The following is a 19609-nucleotide window of genomic DNA, read 5'->3' on the forward strand; positions in this document are numbered from 1 at the left end:
GAGACCCACCAGAGATGAACGACTACCAGAGCCCCGTCCCGGCCGATCTGCCGGATCGGATCCAGCACTACATCGACGGCGAGCTCCTCGACTCGGCCGAGGGCGGCAGCTTCGAGGTGCTCAACCCGGTCACCAACGAGGTCTACGTCAGCGCCGCCGCCGGGACGAAGGCCGACGTCGACCTCGCCGTCGCCGCTGCCGCCCGGGCCTTCGAGACCGGACCCTGGCGTGAGACGCTGCCCCGGGAACGCTCCCGGGTGCTGCACCGGATCGCTGATCTCGTCGAGTCTCGCGGCGACCGGCTCGCCGAGCTGGAGTCCTTCGACTCCGGGCTGCCCATCACCCAGGCGCTCGGGCAGGCCAGACGCGCCGCGGAGAACTTCCGCTTCTTCGCCGACCTGATCGTCGCCCAGGCCGATGACGTCTATAAGGTGCCGGGTCGCCAGATCAACTATGTCAGCCGCAAGCCCATCGGGGTGGCCGGTCTGATCACGCCGTGGAACACCCCGTTCATGCTGGAGAGCTGGAAGCTGGCCCCCGCCCTTGCCGCGGGCAACTCGGTGGTGCTCAAACCCGCCGAGTTCACGCCGCTCTCCGCCAGCCTCTGGGCCGAGATCTTCGAGGAGGCAGGACTGCCCAAGGGCGTGTTCAACCTGGTCAACGGGCTCGGTGAGCAGGCCGGGGATGCCTTGGTGAAACACCCCGACGTGCCGCTGATCTCCTTCACCGGAGAATCCAGCACCGGGCAGATCATCTTCGCCAACGCGGCACCGGCGCTGAAGGGGCTCTCCATGGAGCTCGGCGGGAAGTCGCCCGCCGTGGTCTTCGCCGATGCGGACCTTCAGGCGGCCGTCAACGCCACCATCTTCGGGGTGTTCTCGCTCAACGGCGAGCGCTGCACCGCGGGCAGCCGGATCCTGGTGGAACGCAGCATCTATGCGGAGTTCCTCGAGCGCTACGCCGCTCAGGCCGAACGGGTCAAGGTGGGGCTGCCGCACGAGCCCGGCACCGAGGTCGGCGCCCTGGTGCACCCGGAGCACTTCGAGAAGGTCATGAGCTACATCGAGATCGGCAAGCAGGAGGCCCGGCTGGTCGCCGGCGGCGGCCGCCCCGAAGGGTTCCCCACCGGCAACTTCGTGGCTCCCACGGTCTTCGCCGACGTCGCGCCCGAGGCAAGGATCTTCCAGGAGGAGATCTTCGGTCCGGTCGTGGCGATCACCCCCTTCGACTCCGATGAGGAGGCGCTTGAGCTGGCCAACAACACCAAGTACGGGCTGGCCGCATATATCTGGACCAATGACCTCAAACGCTCGCACAACTTCGCCCAATCGGTCCAGGCAGGCATGGTCTGGCTGAACTCCAACAACGTCCGTGACCTGCGCACCCCCTTCGGCGGGGTCAAGGCCTCCGGACTGGGCCATGAGGGCGGCTACCGGTCGCTGGACTTCTACACCGACCAGCAGGCCGTGCACATCAACCTCGGCGAGGTCCACAACCCGGTCTTCGGCAAGGCCGACTGAGCCGGTTGATTCGACCGAGCCGGCTGATTCGACCGAGCCGACTGAGCCGACCGAGCCGGCGGTCCGGCCAGCAAGGCTGTCCCGCCACTGCCCACCGCAACTGCGCACTGCCGCAGGACCCGCCAGCCCGCACTGTCACACCGGCAGCGCAACACCCGCACACCTTCCACATCGAGCAAGGACGCTTCTGATGACTGACACCCCCACCCAGGATCGGATCCCGACCCCCGCCTCCCCGCCGCCGGACATCCTGCGCTGCGCCTATATGGAGCTGATCGTGACCGATCTGCAGCGCTCCCGGGACTTCTATGTCGACGTCCTGGACCTCACGGTCACCGCCGAGGACGAGGACGCGATCTACCTGCGCTCCATGGAGGAGTTCATCCACCACAACCTGGTGCTGCGCCGCGGCGAGCAGGCCGCCGTCGCCGCCTTCTCCTACCGGGTCCGCGCCCCGGAGGACCTGGACAAGGCCGAGGCCTTCTACACCGAGCTTGGCTGCGAGGTCATCCGCAACAGGGAAGGCTTCACCCGCGGCATCGGGGACTCCGTCCGAGTCCAGGACCCGCTGGGCTTCCCCTACGAGTTCTTCCACGACGTCGAGCACGTGGAGCGCCTGGCGTGGCGCTACGACCTCTACACGCCCGGCGCCCTGGTCCGGCTGGATCACTTCAACCAGGTCACCCCGGACGTGCCCAAGGCCGTGGCCTATATGGAGGACCTCGGCTTCCGGGTCACCGAGGACATCCAGGACGAGCACGGCACCACCTATGCGGCCTGGATGCGGCGCAAGCCCACGGTGCACGACACCGCGATGACCGGTGGCGCCGGACCTCGGATGCACCACGTGGCCTTCGCGACGCATGAGAAGCACAACGTGCTCGCCATCTGCGACAAGCTCGGGGCGCTGCGGCTCTCCGATCACATCGAGCGCGGCCCGGGCCGTCACGGCGTCTCCAACGCCTTCTACCTCTACATCCGTGACCCCGACGGGCACCGGATCGAGATCTATACCCAGGACTACTACACCGGAGACCCGGACAACCCGGTGGTCACCTGGGACGTGCATGACAACCAGCGCCGTGACTGGTGGGGCAACCCGGTGGTCCCGTCCTGGTACACCGAGGCCTCCACGGTGCTGGACCTGCATGGTCGCCCGGTGCCCTCGGTGGAGCGCACGGAGAACTCCGAGATGGATGTGACCATCGGCGCCGACGGGTTCTCCTATACCCGCAAGGAGGACGAGGAGTCCATGCCCTCCGGGAAACAGGGCGAGTACAAGCTGGGCCACCAGCTCTGATGCCACCTGCTCTGATACCCCCAGCGACCATGATCCGGAGAAGACCATGCTGACCCCAGAACAGATCACCGCCATCGCCGACGAGCTCGCGGCGGCCGAGGCGCAGCGCAGCACGATTCCGCTGCTGACCGCCCGCCACCCCGAGATGACCATCGAGGACTCCTACGCGGTGCAGAACGAATGGCGACGCCGCGCCGTCGCCTCGGGCCGCCGGATGGTGGGCCGCAAGATCGGGCTCACCTCCAAGGTCATGCAGGTGGCCACCGGGATCACCGAACCCGACTACGGGGCGATCTTCGACGACATGGTCTTCGAGAACGGCTCGGTGATCGAGCACGACCGCTTCTCCAACGTCCGCATCGAGGTCGAGCTCGCCTTCAAGCTCGGCAAGCCGCTGAAGGGCCCCGGGATCACGGTCTTCGACGTCCTGGATGCCACGGACTACGTGGTCCCCGCGCTGGAGATCCTCTCCAGTCGGATCGAGATGGCCGGACGCACCATCGTGGACACCATCAGCGACAACGCCGCGATGGGCGCCATGGTCTACGGCGGCACCCCGGTCGCCCCGGATGCGGTGGACCTGCGCTGGGTCTCCGCGCTGCTCTACCGCAACGAGACCATCGAGGAGTCCGGCGTCGCCGCGGCCGTGCTGAACCATCCTGCGATGGGCGTGGTCTGGCTGGCGAACAAGCTCGCCTCCCATGGCGACAGCCTGGCCGCCGGCGAGCTGATCCTCGCCGGCTCCTTCACCCGACCGATGTGGGTGGAGCCCGGGGACACCGTGACCTGTGACTACAAAGAGCTGGGAACCCTGACATGCCGCTTCAACTGACCCCTACCCTGCGCGAGGAGCTCGCCGCCGCCGACCGTGCGCTGATCGGCGGCTGGGTCTGCTCCGGGTCACCCGTGATGGCCGAGATCATGGCCGGCTCCGGCCTCGACCTGGTGCTCATCGACATGGAACACGCCCCCAACGGGTTGGAGTCCGTGCTCGCCCAGCTGCATGCGCTCTCCGGCTACCCGGTGACCCCGCTGGTCAGGCTCTCCTCCGACGATCCGGTCAGCATCAAACAGGTGCTGGACCTCGGCGTGCAGAATCTGCTGATCCCGATGATCTCCACCCCCGAACAGGCCCGCGCGGTCGCCGCGGCGACCCAGTACCCGCCGGCCGGTCGGCGCGGGATCGGCAACGCCCTGGCCCGCTCCGGGCGCTGGAACCGGGTGCAGAACTATCTCGACGACGCCGCCGCCCACATCAGCGTCTATCTTCAGATCGAGACCATGCAGGGGGTCGAGAACGCCGAGGCCATCGCCGCGGTGGAGGGCATCGACGGGATCTTCGCCGGTCCCAGCGATCTCTCGGCCTCGATGGGTCTGCTCGGTCAGCAGACCCACCCCCAGGTGGTCGAGGCCGTGAAGGCCACCTTCGGCGCCGCGCAGCGTGCCGGCGCCACGGCCGGCGTCAACGCCTTCGATCCAGCGGCCGCCCGGGACTACCTCGACGCCGGAGCGTCCTGGGTGCTCGTGGGCGCCGACGTCACGCTCGTGGCCCGCGGCTCGGAGCAGCTCGCCGCCGACTTCATCCCACGCACCGCTCACTGAGGAGTCCTCCATGCAGTTCCACCACCACGGCTACGTCTCCAAGAACCCGCGCGTGCAAGCACCCGCCGGCATCGGATTGGAACGCCCGCAGGAGCTTCCCGAGCACATGGACGTGCTCATCGTGGGCACCGGCCCGGCCGGGATGATCGCCGCCGCACAGCTGGCGCAGTTCGCCGAGGTCCATACCCGCATCATCGAGAAGCGCGCAGGCCGCCTGGAGGTCGGGCAGGCCGACGGCATCCAGGCGCGCAGCGTGGAGACCTTCCAGGCCTTCGGCTTCGCGGACGAGATCTCCAACGAGGCGTACCACATCACCGAGATGGCGTTCTGGAAGCCCAACCCCGAGGCGCCGGAGGACATCGTGCGCACCGCGCGTCCCGCCGATGATCCGCACGGGATCAGCGAGTTCCCGCACCTGATCGTCAACCAGGCGCGGGTGCTGGACTACTTCGGAGAGTCCATGGCCAACTCGCCCTCCCGGATGGCCCCAGACTTCGGCTGGGAGTTCGTGGACCTGACCGTGCACGAGTCCGGGGAGCACCCGGTCGAGGTGACGCTGCGCCGCACCGCCGGCACCGATGGCGACGCGACCGGCGCCGCCGCCGGAGCCTCAGCCGAGCCGGGGGAGCAGCGCACCGTCTGGGCGAGGTATGTGCTCGGCGCCGACGGGGCCCGCAGCGGGGTGCGTGCAGCGATCGGTCGAACCCTGGAAGGGGACAAGGCCAACCATGCCTGGGGCGTGATGGACGTCCTGGCGGTCACCGACTTCCCGGATATCCGCCGCAAATGCGCCATCCAGTCGCGTTCCGGAGGCAGCATCCTGCTGATCCCGCGGGAGGGCGGACACCTGTTCCGGATGTATGTGGACCTCGGGGAGGTCCAGCCCGGAGAGGGCGCGCAGGTCCGGCAGACCAGCATCGAGACGATCATCGACCACGCCAACCGGATCATGCACCCCTATACGGTGGAGGTCAAGCACGTGGCCTGGCACAGCGTCTACGAGGTCGGTCACCGGGTGACGGACAGGTTCGACGACGTGCCCGCCGAGCTCGCCGCGCAGCGCACCCCGCGGGTGTTCATCGCCGGGGACGCCTGCCACACGCACAGCGCGAAGGCCGGGCAGGGGATGAACGTGTCCATGCAGGACGGCTTCAACCTCGGCTGGAAACTGGGACAGGTGCTCACCGGACGCAGCCCGGCGGCCCTGCTGAGCACCTATTCGGACGAGCGTCAGGTGATCGCGCAGAACCTGATCGACTTCGACAAGAAGTGGTCCACCCTGATGGCGCAGAAGCCCGAAGAGATGGAGGACCCCTCCGCACTGGAGGACTTCTATGTCAAGACCATCGAGTTCCCCGCCGGATTCATGACCGAATACACCCCCTCGATGATCACCGGGAGGGCCACCCATCAGGCGCTGGCCACCGGCTATCCAGTGGGCAAACGGTTCAAGTCCGCCCTGGTCTCCCGGGTCTGCGACGGCAACCCGCTGCAGCTGGGACACCTCGCCACGGCAGACGGCCGCTGGCGGATCTACGCCTTCGCCGACGCCCCCGCCGCGGGTGCGCCCTCGGCGCTCACCGACTGGGCGCACTGGCTGCACACCGACCCCGGATCACCGGTGCTGCGCCACACCCCGGCAGCCCAGGACGAGGACACGCTCTTCGACATCAAGGTGATCTATCAGCAGCCGCATGAAACCTTCGACGTCACCGAGGCGCCGCGCGCGTTCCTACCCACGGTGGGACCCTTCGGGCTCACCGCCCGGGACCGGATCTTCGGCACCCACCCCGAGCAGGACATCTTCAGCGAGCGCGGGATCAGCCGGGAAGGCTGCGTCGTCGTCGTGCGACCCGACCAATACGTCGCCCACGTGTTGCCGCTGACAGAGACCGCGGCGCTGAGCGCCTTCTTCGCCGGAATCTTCATGGAGGCCATCTGATGACTGCTGACCACGCACAAGACCGCATGCTCGCGGTGCGCAACCCCGCCACCGGAGCCGTCCTTGACCAGGTTCACGACCACTCCGCGGAGCAGGCCGCAGCCATAGTCGACGCCGCGGCGGCCGGATTCCGCTCCTGGCGCGGCACCACGCCCCGGCAGCGCTCCGAGGTGCTCATGGCGGCCTTCCACGGCATGCGCGAACAGGCGCAGCGGCTCCGGGACCTGATCGTGGCCGAGAACGGAAAGTCCCAGGCCGACGCCGCCGCCGAGGTCAGCTACGCCGCCGAGTTCTTCCGCTGGTACGCCGAAGAGGCGGTGCGCAGCCCGGGGGACTACACCGAGGCGCCGGCGGGGGGAGTGCGCAACGTGGTCACCCGGCACCCGGTGGGCATCGCGGTGCTGATCACCCCCTGGAACTTCCCTGCCGCGATGGCTACGCGCAAGATCGGCCCTGCGCTGGCGGCGGGGTGCGCGGTGCTGCTCAAACCCGCGAGTGAGACTCCGCTGACCGCCTTCGCGATCGCCGAGATCCTCACCGAGGCCGGGGTCCCGGAAGGGGTGGTCCAGGTTGCGGCGTCGAGCTCCGCGAGCCGTGTGGTCACCGCCTGGCTCGCCGATGACCGGGTGCGCAAGCTCTCCTTCACCGGCTCCACCGGAGTCGGCAGGCGGCTGCTGGCGCAGTGTGCTGAACGTGTGGTCAACACCTCCATGGAGCTGGGCGGAAATGCGCCGTTCATCGTGACCTCCGGGGCCGACATCGACGCCGCCGTGGACGGAGCGATGCTCGCGAAGTTCCGCAACGGGGGTCAGGCCTGTACCGCGGCGAACCGCTTCTACATCCACCAGGACGTGCTGGGGGAGTTCACCGAGAAGTTCGGTGCCCGGATCGCACAGCTGCGCGTGGGCGATCCGGCCTCCGGCGCAGACATCGGCCCGATGATCACCGAGCAGGCGGCGCAGGAGATTCGCGGACTGATCCGGCGGGCGACCGAGCAGGGCGCGGTCATCGCCGCCCAGGCGCACCTGCCGGAGGGGGCCACTGGAGCGTTCCTCGCCCCGACCCTGCTCACGGGCGTGCCGCTGGACGCAGAGATCCTCCGCGAGGAGATCTTCGGGCCGGTGGCCCCCGTGGTGGCCTGGACCGATCTGGACGCCGTCATCGAACTGGCCAATGCCGCGGAGGTCGGGCTCTCCGCCTATGTCTATGCCGGCAAGCTGCAGACCGCGATGAAGATCGCAGAACGGCTCGAGGCCGGAATGGTCGGGATCAACCGCGGGATCGTCTCGGACCCCAGCGCGCCCTTCGGTGGGGTCAAGCAGGCAGGAATCGGCCGCGAGGGCGGGGACTTCGGCATGGAGGAGTTCACCGAGGTGCAGTACCTGAGCGTCGATTGGTCCTGACCGCTTGAGGGTCACTGCCTGGGCCCCGCGGGGCGGGCTCAGCTGCGCAGCACCTTCTGCATCGCCTTGCCCCGCGCCATCTCGTCGATGAGCTTGTCCAGGTAGCGGATCTCGCGCATCAGCGGCTCCTCGATCTCCTCCACCCGGATCCCGCAGATCACCCCGGTGATCAGCGAGCGGGAGGGGTTCATCGCAGGCGCCTGGGCGAAGAACGTCTCGAAGTCGACCTCCTCGTCGAGGACGGTCTGCAGCTGTTCCGCAGAGTATCCGGTGAGCCACGTGATGATCTCGTCGACCTCGGCCTGGCTGCGTCCCTTGCGCTCCGCCTTGGTCACATAGTGCGGATAGACGCTGGCGAAGCTCATCGTGTAGATCCGGTGGGCGGGCATCGGGGCTCCTCGTCAGGCACGGAACGCTGCGGACTTCTGGTGTACCAGGGTCCCATGGTCCGCAGCCCTGGTTCAACGGCCGAGATTCCGCGCAGGTGGATCCATCTCGCGCACCCCGGGCCTGATGCGGCGCCTGGCGGTTCCTGGCGGTTCGCGGGAGCCCGGCCCTCATGATCCTGCGCGTCAGAGGAGGGTCTCGTCAGAGAGTTCCCCTCCTTGCGGAGGGGGAGAGGTCCGTCCCCGAGGAGGGGGCGTCTGCGCGCGACCCGCGATGGACTGGAGTCACCGACGTTCGGGAACACCGAACAACCACCACAGGCGCCCCGGCGCCGGGACGGACACCGATGACCACCCCCACACCCGCTCTGCAGATCACCGGGCTCTCCAAGAGCTTCGGCTCCACCCAGGCGGTGACCGATGTGAGCCTGATTGCGAACCCCGGCCGGGTCCTCGCACTGCTCGGCCCCAACGGAGCCGGCAAGACCACCACCATGCGGATCCTGCTGGGCCTGGTGGCGCCTGACGCCGGAGAGGCGCTCATCGAAGGACGCCGCTACGCCGAGATCCGCCACCCCGCCCGGCGCATCGGCGCGGTGCTCGACGCCGGCGGACTGCACCCGGGCCGCACCGGCGCCCAGCACCTGGGCATCACCGCGGCCATGATCGGTGCCACCCGCCAGCGGGTCACCCAGCTGCTCCAGGAGGTGGGACTCACCGAGGCTGCGCACCGCCGGATCGGCGGCTATTCCTTAGGCATGCGGCAGCGTCTCGCGCTGGCCAACGCGCTGCTCGGGGAGCCTGCGGTGCTGGTCCTGGAGGAACCCGCCAACGGACTGGACCCGGCCGGGATCCGCTGGCTGCGCGAATACATCCGTAGCTTCGCCGCCGCCGGAGGCACCGTGCTGATCTCCACCCACGTGCTGAGCGAGGTGGCCCTGGTCGCCGATGACCTCGTGATCATCGACCGCGGCCGCAGCCTGCTCTCCGGCGCGCTCGAGGAGCTCACCTCGGCGGAGGGCCGTGACCTGGAACAGCTCTACCTCTCCATCACCACCACCTCCACCGGCGCAGCTTCTGAAGCCGCCCACAGCGGAACCGCCGCTCACACCGAAACGGAGCCCCTGCGATGATCCGCGCAGAACTGCTGAAACTGACCTCCACCCGTGCTCCGAAGATCGCCGCAGCGGTCGGGATCATCGGGGTGGCCGCGACGCAGCTCGCCAGCAGCTGGCTGCTTCCCGCCATCAGTCACGTCGACCCCGACCTTCAGGCAGGCGTCGCGGAGCTCTCGACCTCCACGGCCGAACGTCAGCTCACGGCGATGAACGTGCTCGGCGGGGGAGGCGGGATGGCCTCAGGATCGGTGACCATCGGTCTCGTCGCGATCCTGCTCCTGGGTGCTCTCGCAGCCACAGCCGACTTCCGCCACGGCGGGATCATCACCACCGCGCTGGCTGCCCCGCGGCGGGGTCGAATCATGAGCGCAAAGGCTGCCGCCGTCGCGATCGTCGCGGGGCTCACGGGCCTGGGCTACGCGCTGGTCCAGGGACTCCTGGTCGCCCTGGCGCCGAGCACCATGGGCGCCGGCGGGCTCAGCGCCGGCCTCTGGGACATCACCGAGGTGCTGGGCCGCGGCGTGCTCGCCGTCGTGCCGCTGGCCCTGCTCGGGCTCGCTGCCGGTGTGCTCATCCGCAGCCAGAGCGCGACCTTCCTGGTGCTCATCGGCGCCGCGGTCGCCGATGTGACCCTCGGCGCGATCCTCTCCCTGATCCCGGTCGCCAGCTCCTGGACCCCGTACCTTCCGCTGGCGCTGGTCTCCTCCGCCACCAGTCCCGATGGCGCAGCGGGCCTCGCGCCGGTTCCTGCGCTGGTGCTGCTGACTATGATGGCGCTGGTGGCCGTGAGCGTGGCCTGGCTGTCGCTGCGGCGGCGTGACCTCTGATCCCACGCGGGAGGGTGAGCGGAGACAGATGATCAACAGGCCTGACGTGCCGCTGGACCGGCGCCGCTTCTCCACGGTTCCCGCACTGATCGTGCTGGCGCTGATCCCGCTGCTCTTCGCCGTGCCGGAGTTCCTGGACTCCGGCACGGTGGTGTACCTGACCACCGGGATCCTCCTGGTGCAGGCGCTGTTGCTGCTCGTCTGCGCGCATCGTCCCGGTCTGGTGCTCGCCGGCATCACCGCCGCCGACTGTGCCCTCTACATCCTGGACCCGGGCAACACCAGCGCCGGGCTCGCCGTCCCACTGGCCGTCTACGTGGTCCGTCGGGCCCTGCCGCGGCGCGCCGCCGCCCAGCGGATCATCCCGCTGGCAGCAGTCAGCGCGGTCATGGCCGCTGTGGTCGGGTCCGGGGGAGAGCTGGCGGCCGCCGGGGAGATTCCACTGGGCATCGCGCGGGGGCTGCTGCTCTATCTGTTGCCCTGGGTGATCGCCGAGGTCGTCATCGGACGCACCCAGCTGATCCAGGCGCTGACTGAACGGGCAGAGCTGGCCGAGCGCGAGCAGGAGCTGGCCGCACGCCAGGCGGTTCAGGAGCAGCGCACCATGATCGCCCGGGAGCTGCACGACATCGCCGCCCACCATCTGACCGGGATCATCGTCAGCGCCCAGGCGGCCACCGCACTGACCCGGACCGACCCGCCAGCTCAGCATCGGTACCTGCAGGCGGTGCAGTCCGACGCGCGCTCCGCCCTGGAGAACCTGCGCCGCACCGTGGGTCTGCTGCGCGCGGACGAGGAGTCCACCACCACGCCCGCACCCTCGATGAGCGACCTGCCGCAGGTGATCGACGCCGCCCTGGCACGCGGGACCCGCGTGAAGCTGCACGAGACCGGCGTGGCCTGGTCGTTGGGACCGGTGGCCGGCGTCGTCGTCATCCGCGGAATCGAAGAAGCGCTGGCCAATATCGCCAAACACGCGCCCGGTGCGGAGGCCGGGCTGGTGGTGCGCTGGGAGCCGGCGCGGCTGAGTCTGGAGATCACCGACGACGGCGCCGCCAGCACCGCACCGATGCTGCCTGCCAGCGGCTATGGCCTCGCTGGACTCCGGGAACGGCTCGCGCTGGTCCACGGGAGTCTGCAGACAGGATCTGATGGCACAGGCTGGCGCACCGCGTTCAGCATCCCCCGAGAACACGCAGCCCGAGAAGGAGAGTCGGCATGATCCGAGTGCTGATCGTCGATGACCAACCGATCGTCCGCGCCGGGCTTGCCGTGGTCCTCGACGCCGAAATGGACCTTCAGGTGGTGGGGCAGGCGGGTGACGGCGCGGAGGCCGTGCGGCTGGCCGCTAGGCTGAGTCCCGATGTCGTCTGCATGGACGTTCGGATGCCCATCATGGACGGCATCACGGCGACCCGGCAGATCACCGCCGCACAGGATGCGGTGAAGGTGCTCATTCTGACCACCTTCGACATCGACGAGGACGTCTTCGCCGCCCTGGAAGCCGGTGCCGCGGGATTCCTGCTCAAGGGGGCCGAGGAATCCGTGATCGCAGAGGCGATTCGCTCGGCGGCCGCCGGCACCGGGACGCTGGATCAGCGCATCACGCATAAGGTCATCACCGAATTCGCCGCCCGAGGACGCAGCGGTGGAGCCAGAGCCTCGGCTCCGGAGGCCGAGCTGACGCCCCGAGAGACCGAGGTGCTGCAGCTGATCACCCAGGGCCGCTCCAATGCCGAGATCGCCCGAGCGCTCTTCGTGGAGATCACCACGGTGAAATATCACGTGCAGTCCCTGCTGATGAAGACGCACAGCCGCGATCGACTCCAGGCCGCGATCTGGGGTCTGCGTCACGGCATCACCTCCGCGTGACCTCGTCTCCAGGTCACCCCTCGGATGCGGCCGCAGTGGGACCAATGGCCCTAGGCGGTCAGTCCGCTGCCTACGAGAGTGGGGGAGGGCTCGAGGATAGCGAGCATCGAACGAAAGGGTGCGCCGATGGAGACCGCGACAAGGACCACCACCCCTACCGCCGACGTCACGGTGGACCTCTGTGCGTTGAGACAACTCACCGAGTCCGTGGTCGCTCGAGCCGTTGAAGCGGCCCTGAGCAGATCACCTTCCGTGCCCGAAGGCGTCGCCGCCCAGGTGGTGGACCGGCGCGTCACCCTGACCGGTCAGGTGGACTGGGTCTACCAGCGCGAGGCCGCCGAGCGAATCGTTCGTGGCCTGCCCGGTGTGGGATCAGTGGAGAACCAGATCACCACCGTCGCGCGGACACCTCTGCAGAATGCCCAGGAGCGCCTGAACAACGCCAGGTTCCGGGACCCGCAGATCGAGCCAGACCACGTCGTGGTGACCATCACGGGTCAGACAGCGGTTCTGAACGGGTATGTCAGGTCGCTCGCGGAGAAGCGGCAGGCAGGGCTTGCCGCCTGGATCGCCCCAGGCGTGACCGCCATCGAGAACCGTCTCGACATTCGGCCACTGTGACCGTCGAACCACTGTGACCTTCGAACCACTGTGACCGTCAAGAGGAGCAGAACATGAAGAACAAGACCGTGATGAAGAAGCACCCCGTGGAGGGCGCGAAGAAGAGCTCCAAGAAGAGCTGGAAGGACATGAGCCCGGAGCGCAGGCTCGGCACGATGGTGCTGGCCTCGATCCAGATCTCGCTCGCCGCGGCGGCCTGGATCGATCTGGCGCGGCGGCCCGCGGATCAGGTCAACGGGAACAAGGGCGTGTGGGCGGGCGTCATTGCGGTCAACTACGTGGGCCCGATCGCGTACTTCCTCAAGGGCCGGCAGACCAGCTGAGCCCTGTGTCCGGGATCAGCCCGTGGCGGGGGCTTCGCCGAAATCCCGCGCGGGATCAGGACTGAGCTGGAAGTGGCGCCCGGTGATCTCGGCAGGAGTCACGCGCACGTAGTTGTCCTTCAGCGTGGGCACCCAGGGTCGAAGCTGCAGCTCCTCGGCGGCCTCGATCTCCGAAGAGGTCTGCAGCCAGTGCGCCTGGCCACGGACCGTCACGGTCCATGCGGTGTCGGTCGAGACCTGGTCGGCTTCGAACAGGACCTCAGCGTTGATCGCGAGCTTGGCAAGTTTGGTGCCCGGGGCGGTGCGGAAGATCAAGGTCCGGTCAGGCGCCGCGGCGTAGTTGATCGGGAAGACGTCGGCCCGCTGGCCCGCGACGACGACCAGTCGCCCGAAGCGGCCGGGTTCGATCAGTCCCCAGCTCTGCTCGGCGTCCAGCACCAGGATCGGTGCGCCGTCTGCGTGTTCGAAGATCATCACAATGTCACTCGTGGTGCTTATGGGTCGGCACCACCAGAACCGGACACACTGCACGGTTGAGGACCGCCTGGCTCACGGACCCCAGAAGCAGCCCGGAGAAGCCGCCGTGACCTCGGGTGCCGAGCACCACCAGCGAGGCCGTCCTGGAGGCCTCCGAGAGCACACCGGCCGGTGAGCCGTCGAAGAACTGCCAGCGCACCGACACGGTCGGGAACGCCCCAGTCACCTGTTCAGCAGATTTCTGCAGATGCTCGACGTAGGGGCGGCGCAGATTGGGTATCTCGAGGTTGTGCTCGACGGTGTTGGGCCACCAATGCCCCTGTGCGTTCAGCGGTGCAGCCGAAACCAGGGTCAGCGGGTTCTGCAGCAGGGCGGCGGCCTGCGCCGCCAGGTCCACAACCAGGTCAGGCTCGGTCTCGACGTCGATGCCCACGACGATCTCGGAGTCAAAGTTCAGATCCTGATCCACGTTGGCGAAGTGCCGGCGCTCATGGGACCGCGGGCTCGACTCCTCGACCTGAGTCAGCGGCTCAGACGGCGCCCCATGGTCGGAGGGCAGGTCCTGGGCCGGGGCCAGCAGCTCCGCTGCGGACTCGTTCTCCCAGCGCTCGGGCACCACGAGCGTGGGGCAGCTTGCATGAGCCGCCAGCTTCGCGGAGACGCTGCCCAGGACACGACCGGCGAAGCGGTTTCGCCCGCGCTTGCCCACGACCACGACCTGCGCCGATCGGCTCTCCGCCACCAGCTCTGATCCAGGATCGCCCTGCACCGCCCGAGTGGTGACCGGCACCCCGGCCTGTTCCGCCTGGGCCGCGTACTCGCCCAGCATCTTCTGGACTTCCTGCACCACCGTCTCGAAGTACTCATCCATCATCGGGACGTAGTAGGCGTCGGTGACCACCGGCCGGGGGAATGTGCCGACCAGCCGCAGCGGGAGATTCCGCTGACGCGCGATCCTCAGGCCGGCTCGGAAGGCGCGCTGACTGGCCGGTGAGCCGTCCATGCCCACCAGGACGCCGGGCTCGCGGTCAGAGTGACTCTCCTGTGATGGATTCATGGCCCAACCATACGTCTCATCGTCGAAAGGTCTAGGGTCTTTAGACCCTGGCAGGAAAGCTGTTTCCGAGAGAGAAGTTCTGCGCAAACCGGCGGCCTCCGCGCTTCGGTCCCTGCTCGGGGAAGCCTGCGGGACCAATGGCCCTGCCCGTGCCGCCGGGGAAGTCCCATAGTGAGGGGCAACGTCGGGGGGACCCGAACGGCGACCCGAAGGATTCCTCCTATGACATACCTGAGAAAGAACCTCAACGGCCACCCTCTGGAATCCGCAGCAGCCGCGGAGCCCAGGGAGGATGGCAGCGTTCGAGAGCACTCTGCGTCGCCGCGCAGTGATGCGTCGATCACGAGCCGCGCCGCAGGGATTCTCGCGGGGTCCATGGGCGTACCCAGCACGGTCCGAGTTCGCGTGCAGAACCACACCGCGATCCTCTCCGGTCAGGTGGAGTGGAGCTTTCAGCGAGAACTCGCCGTCCGTGTCGTGAGAGACATCGCGGGAGTCGATCGGGTGGAACAGCAGATCAGTCTTCGGGCGCGCGCCCCGAGCGACAGCCCGTCGCAGCGGGTCATGAAGGCGCTGGCGCTGAACAAGAAGATCGACGCCAGCCACATAGTGGTCACCATCACCGGCAGCACCGCGGTGCTCAGCGGGTATGTCAGATCTCTCTTCGAGAAGAAGCAGGCCGGTCTCGCAACCGGTGCATCCCACGATGTGACGCGGATCGAGAACCGGCTGGCGGTGCGTCGACACCACTCTGGGTCGTTCCGAAGTCACCGATGATGTAGCGAAGCTCCGAGAGGATCACCATGAAGGCACTGCAGTACGTCGCCGTCGGCCAGCCCCCAGAGGTGCGCGAGGTCCCCACCCCGGAGCCCGGTCCCGGCGAGGTCCGGCTGCGTATCACCGCGGCCGGAGCGTGTCATTCGGACAGCTTCGTGATGGGCCTCAGTGCGGAGCAGTACGCCGGCTTCGGCTACCCGCTGCCGATGACGCTGGGCCACGAAGGCGTCGGCGTGGTCGACGCGCTGGGGGAGGGCGCCTCCGGCGTCGAGCTCGGGGAGCCCGTTGCGGTCTATGGTCCGCAGGGCTGCGGACGGTGCCACAGCTGCGCTGCGGGCATCGAGAACTACTGCCCCCATGCCGCCGCCCTGGGCATCACGCCCCCGGGACTGGGCAAAGACGGGGTGATGGCTGAATACATGATCGTCACAGACACGCGGCTGCTGATCCCGCTGGGAGGTCTGGATCCTGTGGCCACGGTCGCGCTGACCGACGCCGGGCTCACCCCCTATCACGCCATCATGGGCTCTCTGGAGCTGCTGGTGCCCGGCAGCGTCGCCGTCGTGATCGGCGTCGGCGGTCTGGGCCACCTCGCGATCCAGCTGCTGCGCACCCTGACCTCTGCCACGGTGATCGCGCTGGACATCAGCCAGACCAAGCTCGATTTCGCCCGGGAGTTCGGAGCCCATCACGCCTTCCTCTCGGATGACCAGGCCGCTGCCCGCGTCGCCGAAGCGATCGGCGCGGGTCCGGTCACGGCGGTCTTTGACTTCGTGACCACCGAGCCGGTGCTCAAGATCGTCCGGTCACTCAGCGGACCGGGTACGGACCTGGTGTTGGTCGGGGCAGGAGCGGTTGAGACCACGGTGGGCCTGCTGGGACAGCCCTTCGGCTCGAGGATCCGGGCTCCCTACTGGGGCTCCCGCCCGGAGCTCATGGAGGTCCTCGAGCTGGCACGCACGGGCCGGCTCAGCGTGGACACCGAATCCTTCAGCCTTCAGCAGGGTCCTGAGGCGTACCGCAGGCTCCACGACGGCGAGCTGCGCGGCCGCGCCGTGGTGGTTCCCTGATCACAGGTCGAGGAATAGGATCAACGACTAAGCGGGCGAATTCCAAACCATGGGGGCGTCGCTCGCGTCGGCCGAGGTCAGGCCCCCGGGAAAGGCACATCATGGACAAGGACATCCACTCGGCGCCGAGGCCTGTGGCCTTTGACCGGGCCACCCGCGATCTCGGTGTGCTGGTCGGTTTCGACGGTTCCCGACAGTCTATCCTGGCGCTCCACTATGGTGCTCTGGCGGCGCAGCGCAGCGGGCGGGTGCTGACCGTGGTGAGTGCCTACAGTGTTCCGACCCCGGTGTACACGACCCTGGCCGCGGTGCCGAACAAGTCGGAGGCCGAGGCCGCCAGCGCCGCTGCCAAGAAGGTGCTCGAGGAGGCCCGGCGATATCTGCAGGACTATCCAGGCAAGGTGATCTACCGGATCGAGCGCGGCGATGCCGCCGGGGTTTTGGTGGACCTCTCCGCCCTCGCCGAGCTCGCCGTGGTGGGGGCCCGGGGCAGGGGCGGCTTCTTGGGCCGGGTACTGGGGTCGGTCTCCTCGGCGCTGCCGGCCCACGCGGACTGCCCGACAGTGGTGGTCCCGAGGCAGTACAAGGTGAGCGAGGCTGGGGGCGCTGCGCGGTTCGCCCAGGGAGAGGATCGGCGGCCTGTGGTGGTGGGGATCGATCGCTCCCCGGCGAGCAGGGTTGCGGTGCTCCAGGCGGCGTTCGCCGCGCAGAACCGCGGGGTGACTCTACAGATGCTGCTGGTGCTGCCCTCGCTGGAGGGTTGGCTCGAGTGGTACCCGGAACTCGAACCCAGTGATGCCGGGGTCACCGACCGGCGCCAGACTCAGCTGGAGAAGGACCTGGAGACAGAGGTCCAGTGGGTCAAGGAGCACTATCCCGCGGTGGAGGTCACGGCTGCGGTGAAGCCGGGGGATCCTGTCGCGCAGCTGGTGAAACAGACCCGAGAGGCCCAGCTCACCGTGGTGGGCACCCGCGGGCGTGGCGGTTTCACCGGAGCACTCCTGGGTTCGGTGTCTCGTGGGGTGCTGCTGCGCGCGATGGGGCCGGTGATGGTGGTCCCTGAGCTGCAGGAACCCCGGTTGAGCGACCAGCCCGGATCGTCCCGGTGAGCCGCGGGACGCCTGGAGACCGGCCCGGACCGTGGGCGGGTGATCGGACGCCAGATGCACCTGTGCTACGCCAACGGTGCTGGATCCGCCCAGATGAAGCGGGCAGCGGTCACCCACGCCCTGGGGGTGGCAGGCACTTCCCGTAACCCCAACACGGTGCCTAAGCTCATCGAGCTCGCCGAGACCTGACATCGGCTGCTCGGCCGTGACGTGTATGGCCCGACCATCGATGTCGGTGAGGCCGGCCGATCCGCCACGGAGCGGGCGGCTCAGCTTCGCTTGGCTCGCTGGGCCGCCTTCTCGTAGAGGTTCTCGACCACGCGCTGGAAGTCACGCATGACCTCGGCGCGGCGGATCTTCAGGGAGGGTGTCAGGTGCCCGGAGTCGATGGTGAAGTCGTCCTCGAGCACGGTGAAGCTGCGGATGGACTCGGCCTTCGAGACACTCGCATTGGTCGAGTCGATGACCTGCTGCAGATGTTCCAGAACCTGAGGATGCTCGGTGAGTTCGCTCATCGGGGTCTCCGGGTCGAGTCCTTTGCTGCGCAGCCAGGCCGGCATGACATCGCCGTCCAGGGTGATCATCGCGGAGATGAAGGGTCGCCCGTCGCCGACGACCACCGCCTGGGAGACCAGCAGGTCTGCCCGGATGGAGTCCTCGAGCTGAGCGGGGGCGACGTTCTTGCCCCCGGCGGTCACCAGGATCTCCTTCTTGCGTCCAGTGATGATCAGCCGTCCCGCATCATCAAGCCGTCCCAGGTCGCCGGTATAGAACCACCCGTCGGCGGTGAAGGATTCAGCGTTCAGCTCGGGCCGGTTGTGGTAGCCGCGGAAGACGCTGCTGCCCTTGACCAGCAGCTCTCCATCGGCTTCGACGCGCACAGCGTTGCCGGGCAGCGGGATCCCGACGGTGCCGATCCGGTAGACCGAGGGGATGTTGCCGGTGACCGGCGCAGTGGTCTCGGTGAGTCCGTAGCCCTCGATGATCTGGATGCCCACGCCGTTGAAGAAGTGCCCCAGCCGCTCGCCCAGCGGAGAGCCCCCGGAGAAGGCGTGGGTGACGTTGCCGCCCATCCGGTGGCGCAGCTTCGAGTAGACCAGCTTGCTGAACACTGCGTGCTTGAGCCGCAGTCCCAGCGGGACACGGCCCTCGGCGGAGGCCCGCGACCAGTCCACGGCCACATCAGCCGCCACGGTGAAGATCCGCTTCTTCCCGTCGCCTTCGGCCTTGAGCGCCGCGGCGTTGTAGATCTTCTCGAAGACTCGCGGGACCCCGAGCAGGAACGTCGGGCGGATGATTCCGAGATCCTCGATGAGCTGCTTGATATCGGGGGTGTGTGCCACGCGACCCCCGGCGGCTACGAAGATCACCGAGATGAATCGCGCGAAGACATGCGCCATGGGAAGGAACAGCACGGTGGAGGAGCGTTTGCCGACGACGCCGTCCATGGCGGCCAAGGTCTGCAGGCTGTGGTCCACGAAGTTGCCGTGCGTCAGCTCGCAGCCTTTGGGCCGACCGGTGGCTCCGGAGGTGTAGATGATGGTGGCGAGGTCTGCGCCCACCGCCCTGGACCGGCGGTTCTCCAGATCCTGGTCCGGGACGGAGGCACCGGCCACACGGAGCTGGTCGAGGGCGGTGGACTCGATCAACAGCACTTCGGGGGGCTTTGGCAGTCCTGAATCCTGCAGGCCCTGAAGGATGGTCTCACGGTGCGAAGGCGTCTCGGCGAAGACCAGGCTGAGCTCAGAGTCCTCCGCGATCCAGGCGATCTGCGCGGCCGAGGAGGTCTCATAGACCGGTACCGAGACGGCGCCGGCGTACCAGAACGCGAAGTCCAACAGGCTCCACTCATACCGGGTGGCCGACATGATCCCGATCCGATCACCCGGCGCGACACCGCGCTGGATGAGGCCCTTGGCGAGAGCTTCCACGTCCGCGTGGAAGGCGGCGGCGGAGACCTCGGTCCATTCGCCTGACGCGTCACGGCGGGTGAAGAGGATGTTTTCGGGGTCCTCGGTCCGCTGCTGCTCCAGAAGATCGGTGGTGTTGATATCTGACGGCACATCGATCAGCGCCGATATCGCGGTTTCCTGCACGGAGTTCCTCCCGGTCTGGTGACGCGCTCTTCGGCGAGTGCTGCTGGTGATCCGGTGGCGACCACTGCCTGGGCAAGAATATCCTGCCCGCGGTGCCGGGTGTTCAGGG

General features: G+C 68.1%; 20 protein-coding genes. 16 read left to right on the forward strand and 4 right to left on the reverse strand.

The window, feature by feature from the left end; genetic code table 11:
* Positions 1–14 precede the first annotated feature (14 nt).
* The 6 genes from hpaE to I2487_RS09415 all read left to right on the forward strand — a co-directional run bounded on the left by hpaE (position 15) and on the right by I2487_RS09415 (position 7767).
* Positions 15–1520, forward strand: coding sequence for a 5-carboxymethyl-2-hydroxymuconate semialdehyde dehydrogenase (gene hpaE, locus I2487_RS09390; RefSeq protein WP_207172017.1), 1506 nt, complete (start codon positions 15–17; stop codon positions 1518–1520).
* 190 nt (positions 1521–1710) lie between these two features.
* Positions 1711–2820, forward strand: a complete 1110-nt coding sequence (hpaD, locus tag I2487_RS09395) for a 3,4-dihydroxyphenylacetate 2,3-dioxygenase (RefSeq protein WP_207172015.1) — start codon at positions 1711–1713, stop codon at positions 2818–2820.
* Positions 2821–2866: 46 nt separating this feature from the next.
* Positions 2867–3652 (forward strand): 2-oxo-hept-4-ene-1,7-dioate hydratase, encoded by a 786-nt coding sequence (gene hpaH, locus I2487_RS09400; RefSeq protein WP_207172013.1) that lies wholly within the window; start codon positions 2867–2869, stop codon positions 3650–3652.
* Positions 3637–4422: an HpcH/HpaI aldolase family protein gene (locus I2487_RS09405; RefSeq protein WP_207172011.1), complete on the forward strand. Its 786-nt coding sequence runs from the start codon at positions 3637–3639 to the stop codon at positions 4420–4422. The genes hpaH and I2487_RS09405 overlap by 16 nt, the downstream gene beginning before the upstream one ends.
* A 10-nt stretch (positions 4423–4432) precedes the next feature.
* Positions 4433–6364 (forward strand): FAD-binding monooxygenase, encoded by a 1932-nt coding sequence (locus I2487_RS09410; protein ID WP_207172009.1) that lies wholly within the window; start codon positions 4433–4435, stop codon positions 6362–6364.
* Positions 6364–7767, forward strand: coding sequence for an NAD-dependent succinate-semialdehyde dehydrogenase (locus tag I2487_RS09415; protein ID WP_255546154.1), 1404 nt, complete (start codon positions 6364–6366; stop codon positions 7765–7767). Before I2487_RS09410 ends, I2487_RS09415 begins: the two co-directional genes overlap by 1 nt.
* Positions 7768–7805: 38 nt before the next feature.
* Here I2487_RS09415 and I2487_RS09420 read toward each other — a convergent pair whose 3' ends face one another.
* Positions 7806–8156: a DUF2200 domain-containing protein gene (locus I2487_RS09420; protein ID WP_207172007.1), complete on the reverse strand. Its 351-nt coding sequence runs from the start codon at positions 8154–8156 to the stop codon at positions 7806–7808.
* Between the two features lie 344 nt (positions 8157–8500).
* On the opposite strand from I2487_RS09420, the gene I2487_RS09425 reads away from it, so the two are divergent.
* The 6 genes from I2487_RS09425 (at position 8501) to I2487_RS09450 (ending at position 12914) form a co-directional block, all read left to right on the forward strand.
* Complete coding sequence (locus I2487_RS09425) at positions 8501–9286, forward strand: ABC transporter ATP-binding protein (RefSeq protein WP_207172005.1); 786 nt, start codon at positions 8501–8503, stop codon at positions 9284–9286.
* The gene (locus I2487_RS09430) at positions 9283–10098 is read left to right on the forward strand and encodes a hypothetical protein (RefSeq protein WP_207172003.1); all 816 of its coding nucleotides are present in this window, start codon (positions 9283–9285) and stop codon (positions 10096–10098) included. Before I2487_RS09425 ends, I2487_RS09430 begins: the two co-directional genes overlap by 4 nt.
* A gap of 28 nt (positions 10099–10126) precedes the next feature.
* Positions 10127–11320: a sensor histidine kinase gene (locus I2487_RS09435; protein WP_207172001.1), complete on the forward strand. Its 1194-nt coding sequence runs from the start codon at positions 10127–10129 to the stop codon at positions 11318–11320.
* Positions 11317–11970: a response regulator gene (locus I2487_RS09440; protein WP_207171999.1), complete on the forward strand. Its 654-nt coding sequence runs from the start codon at positions 11317–11319 to the stop codon at positions 11968–11970. The genes I2487_RS09435 and I2487_RS09440 overlap by 4 nt, the downstream gene beginning before the upstream one ends.
* A 126-nt stretch (positions 11971–12096) precedes the next feature.
* Positions 12097–12591: a BON domain-containing protein gene (locus I2487_RS09445; RefSeq protein WP_207171998.1), complete on the forward strand. Its 495-nt coding sequence runs from the start codon at positions 12097–12099 to the stop codon at positions 12589–12591.
* 53 nt (positions 12592–12644) lie between these two features.
* Positions 12645–12914, forward strand: a complete 270-nt coding sequence (locus I2487_RS09450) for a PLD nuclease N-terminal domain-containing protein (protein ID WP_255546156.1) — start codon at positions 12645–12647, stop codon at positions 12912–12914.
* A gap of 15 nt (positions 12915–12929) precedes the next feature.
* Here I2487_RS09450 and I2487_RS09455 read toward each other — a convergent pair whose 3' ends face one another.
* Positions 12930–13388: a pyridoxamine 5'-phosphate oxidase family protein gene (locus tag I2487_RS09455; RefSeq protein ID WP_207171996.1), complete on the reverse strand. Its 459-nt coding sequence runs from the start codon at positions 13386–13388 to the stop codon at positions 12930–12932.
* A gap of 7 nt (positions 13389–13395) precedes the next feature.
* Positions 13396–14448 (reverse strand): universal stress protein, encoded by a 1053-nt coding sequence (locus I2487_RS09460; RefSeq protein WP_207171995.1) that lies wholly within the window; start codon positions 14446–14448, stop codon positions 13396–13398.
* A 222-nt stretch (positions 14449–14670) separates the two neighbouring features.
* Here I2487_RS09460 and I2487_RS09465 point away from each other — a divergent pair, with 222 nt between their 5' ends.
* The 4 genes from I2487_RS09465 (at position 14671) to I2487_RS09480 (ending at position 17593) form a co-directional block, all read left to right on the forward strand.
* A complete protein-coding gene (locus I2487_RS09465) occupies positions 14671–15225 on the forward strand; it encodes a BON domain-containing protein (protein ID WP_207171993.1) in 555 nt (184 codons plus the stop codon).
* Positions 15226–15251: 26 nt separating this feature from the next.
* Positions 15252–16295 (forward strand): NAD(P)-dependent alcohol dehydrogenase, encoded by a 1044-nt coding sequence (locus tag I2487_RS09470; RefSeq protein ID WP_207171992.1) that lies wholly within the window; start codon positions 15252–15254, stop codon positions 16293–16295.
* 101 nt (positions 16296–16396) lie between these two features.
* Positions 16397–17404: a universal stress protein gene (locus tag I2487_RS09475; RefSeq protein ID WP_207171990.1), complete on the forward strand. Its 1008-nt coding sequence runs from the start codon at positions 16397–16399 to the stop codon at positions 17402–17404.
* A gap of 39 nt (positions 17405–17443) precedes the next feature.
* Positions 17444–17593, forward strand: a complete 150-nt coding sequence (locus tag I2487_RS09480) for a hypothetical protein (RefSeq protein ID WP_207171988.1) — start codon at positions 17444–17446, stop codon at positions 17591–17593.
* An 80-nt stretch (positions 17594–17673) separates the two neighbouring features.
* Here the strand turns inward: I2487_RS09480 and I2487_RS09485 are convergent, their stop codons facing one another.
* Positions 17674–19500, reverse strand: a complete 1827-nt coding sequence (locus tag I2487_RS09485; RefSeq protein WP_207171986.1) for an AMP-binding protein — start codon at positions 19498–19500, stop codon at positions 17674–17676.
* Positions 19501–19609: the final 109 nt, after the last annotated feature.

Source organism: Nesterenkonia sp. E16_10 (assembly GCF_017347085.1).
Lineage (GTDB): Bacteria > Actinomycetota > Actinomycetes > Actinomycetales > Micrococcaceae > Nesterenkonia.

Coding starts and splice junctions, on each gene's coding strand:
- hpaE (WP_207172017.1), top strand. CDS start 15: ATGAACGACTACCAGAGCCCCGTCCCGGCCGATCTGCCGGATCGGATC.
- hpaD (WP_207172015.1), top strand. CDS start 1,711: ATGACTGACACCCCCACCCAGGATCGGATCCCGACCCCCGCCTCCCCG.
- hpaH (WP_207172013.1), top strand. CDS start 2,867: ATGCTGACCCCAGAACAGATCACCGCCATCGCCGACGAGCTCGCGGCG.
- I2487_RS09405 (WP_207172011.1), top strand. CDS start 3,637: ATGCCGCTTCAACTGACCCCTACCCTGCGCGAGGAGCTCGCCGCCGCC.
- I2487_RS09410 (WP_207172009.1), top strand. CDS start 4,433: ATGCAGTTCCACCACCACGGCTACGTCTCCAAGAACCCGCGCGTGCAA.
- I2487_RS09415 (WP_255546154.1), top strand. CDS start 6,364: ATGACTGCTGACCACGCACAAGACCGCATGCTCGCGGTGCGCAACCCC.
- I2487_RS09420 (WP_207172007.1), bottom strand. CDS start 8,156: ATGCCCGCCCACCGGATCTACACGATGAGCTTCGCCAGCGTCTATCCG.
- I2487_RS09425 (WP_207172005.1), top strand. CDS start 8,501: ATGACCACCCCCACACCCGCTCTGCAGATCACCGGGCTCTCCAAGAGC.
- I2487_RS09430 (WP_207172003.1), top strand. CDS start 9,283: ATGATCCGCGCAGAACTGCTGAAACTGACCTCCACCCGTGCTCCGAAG.
- I2487_RS09435 (WP_207172001.1), top strand. CDS start 10,127: ATGATCAACAGGCCTGACGTGCCGCTGGACCGGCGCCGCTTCTCCACG.
- I2487_RS09440 (WP_207171999.1), top strand. CDS start 11,317: ATGATCCGAGTGCTGATCGTCGATGACCAACCGATCGTCCGCGCCGGG.
- I2487_RS09445 (WP_207171998.1), top strand. CDS start 12,097: ATGGAGACCGCGACAAGGACCACCACCCCTACCGCCGACGTCACGGTG.
- I2487_RS09450 (WP_255546156.1), top strand. CDS start 12,645: ATGAAGAACAAGACCGTGATGAAGAAGCACCCCGTGGAGGGCGCGAAG.
- I2487_RS09455 (WP_207171996.1), bottom strand. CDS start 13,388: ATGATCTTCGAACACGCAGACGGCGCACCGATCCTGGTGCTGGACGCC.
- I2487_RS09460 (WP_207171995.1), bottom strand. CDS start 14,448: ATGAATCCATCACAGGAGAGTCACTCTGACCGCGAGCCCGGCGTCCTG.
- I2487_RS09465 (WP_207171993.1), top strand. CDS start 14,671: ATGACATACCTGAGAAAGAACCTCAACGGCCACCCTCTGGAATCCGCA.
- I2487_RS09470 (WP_207171992.1), top strand. CDS start 15,252: ATGAAGGCACTGCAGTACGTCGCCGTCGGCCAGCCCCCAGAGGTGCGC.
- I2487_RS09475 (WP_207171990.1), top strand. CDS start 16,397: ATGGACAAGGACATCCACTCGGCGCCGAGGCCTGTGGCCTTTGACCGG.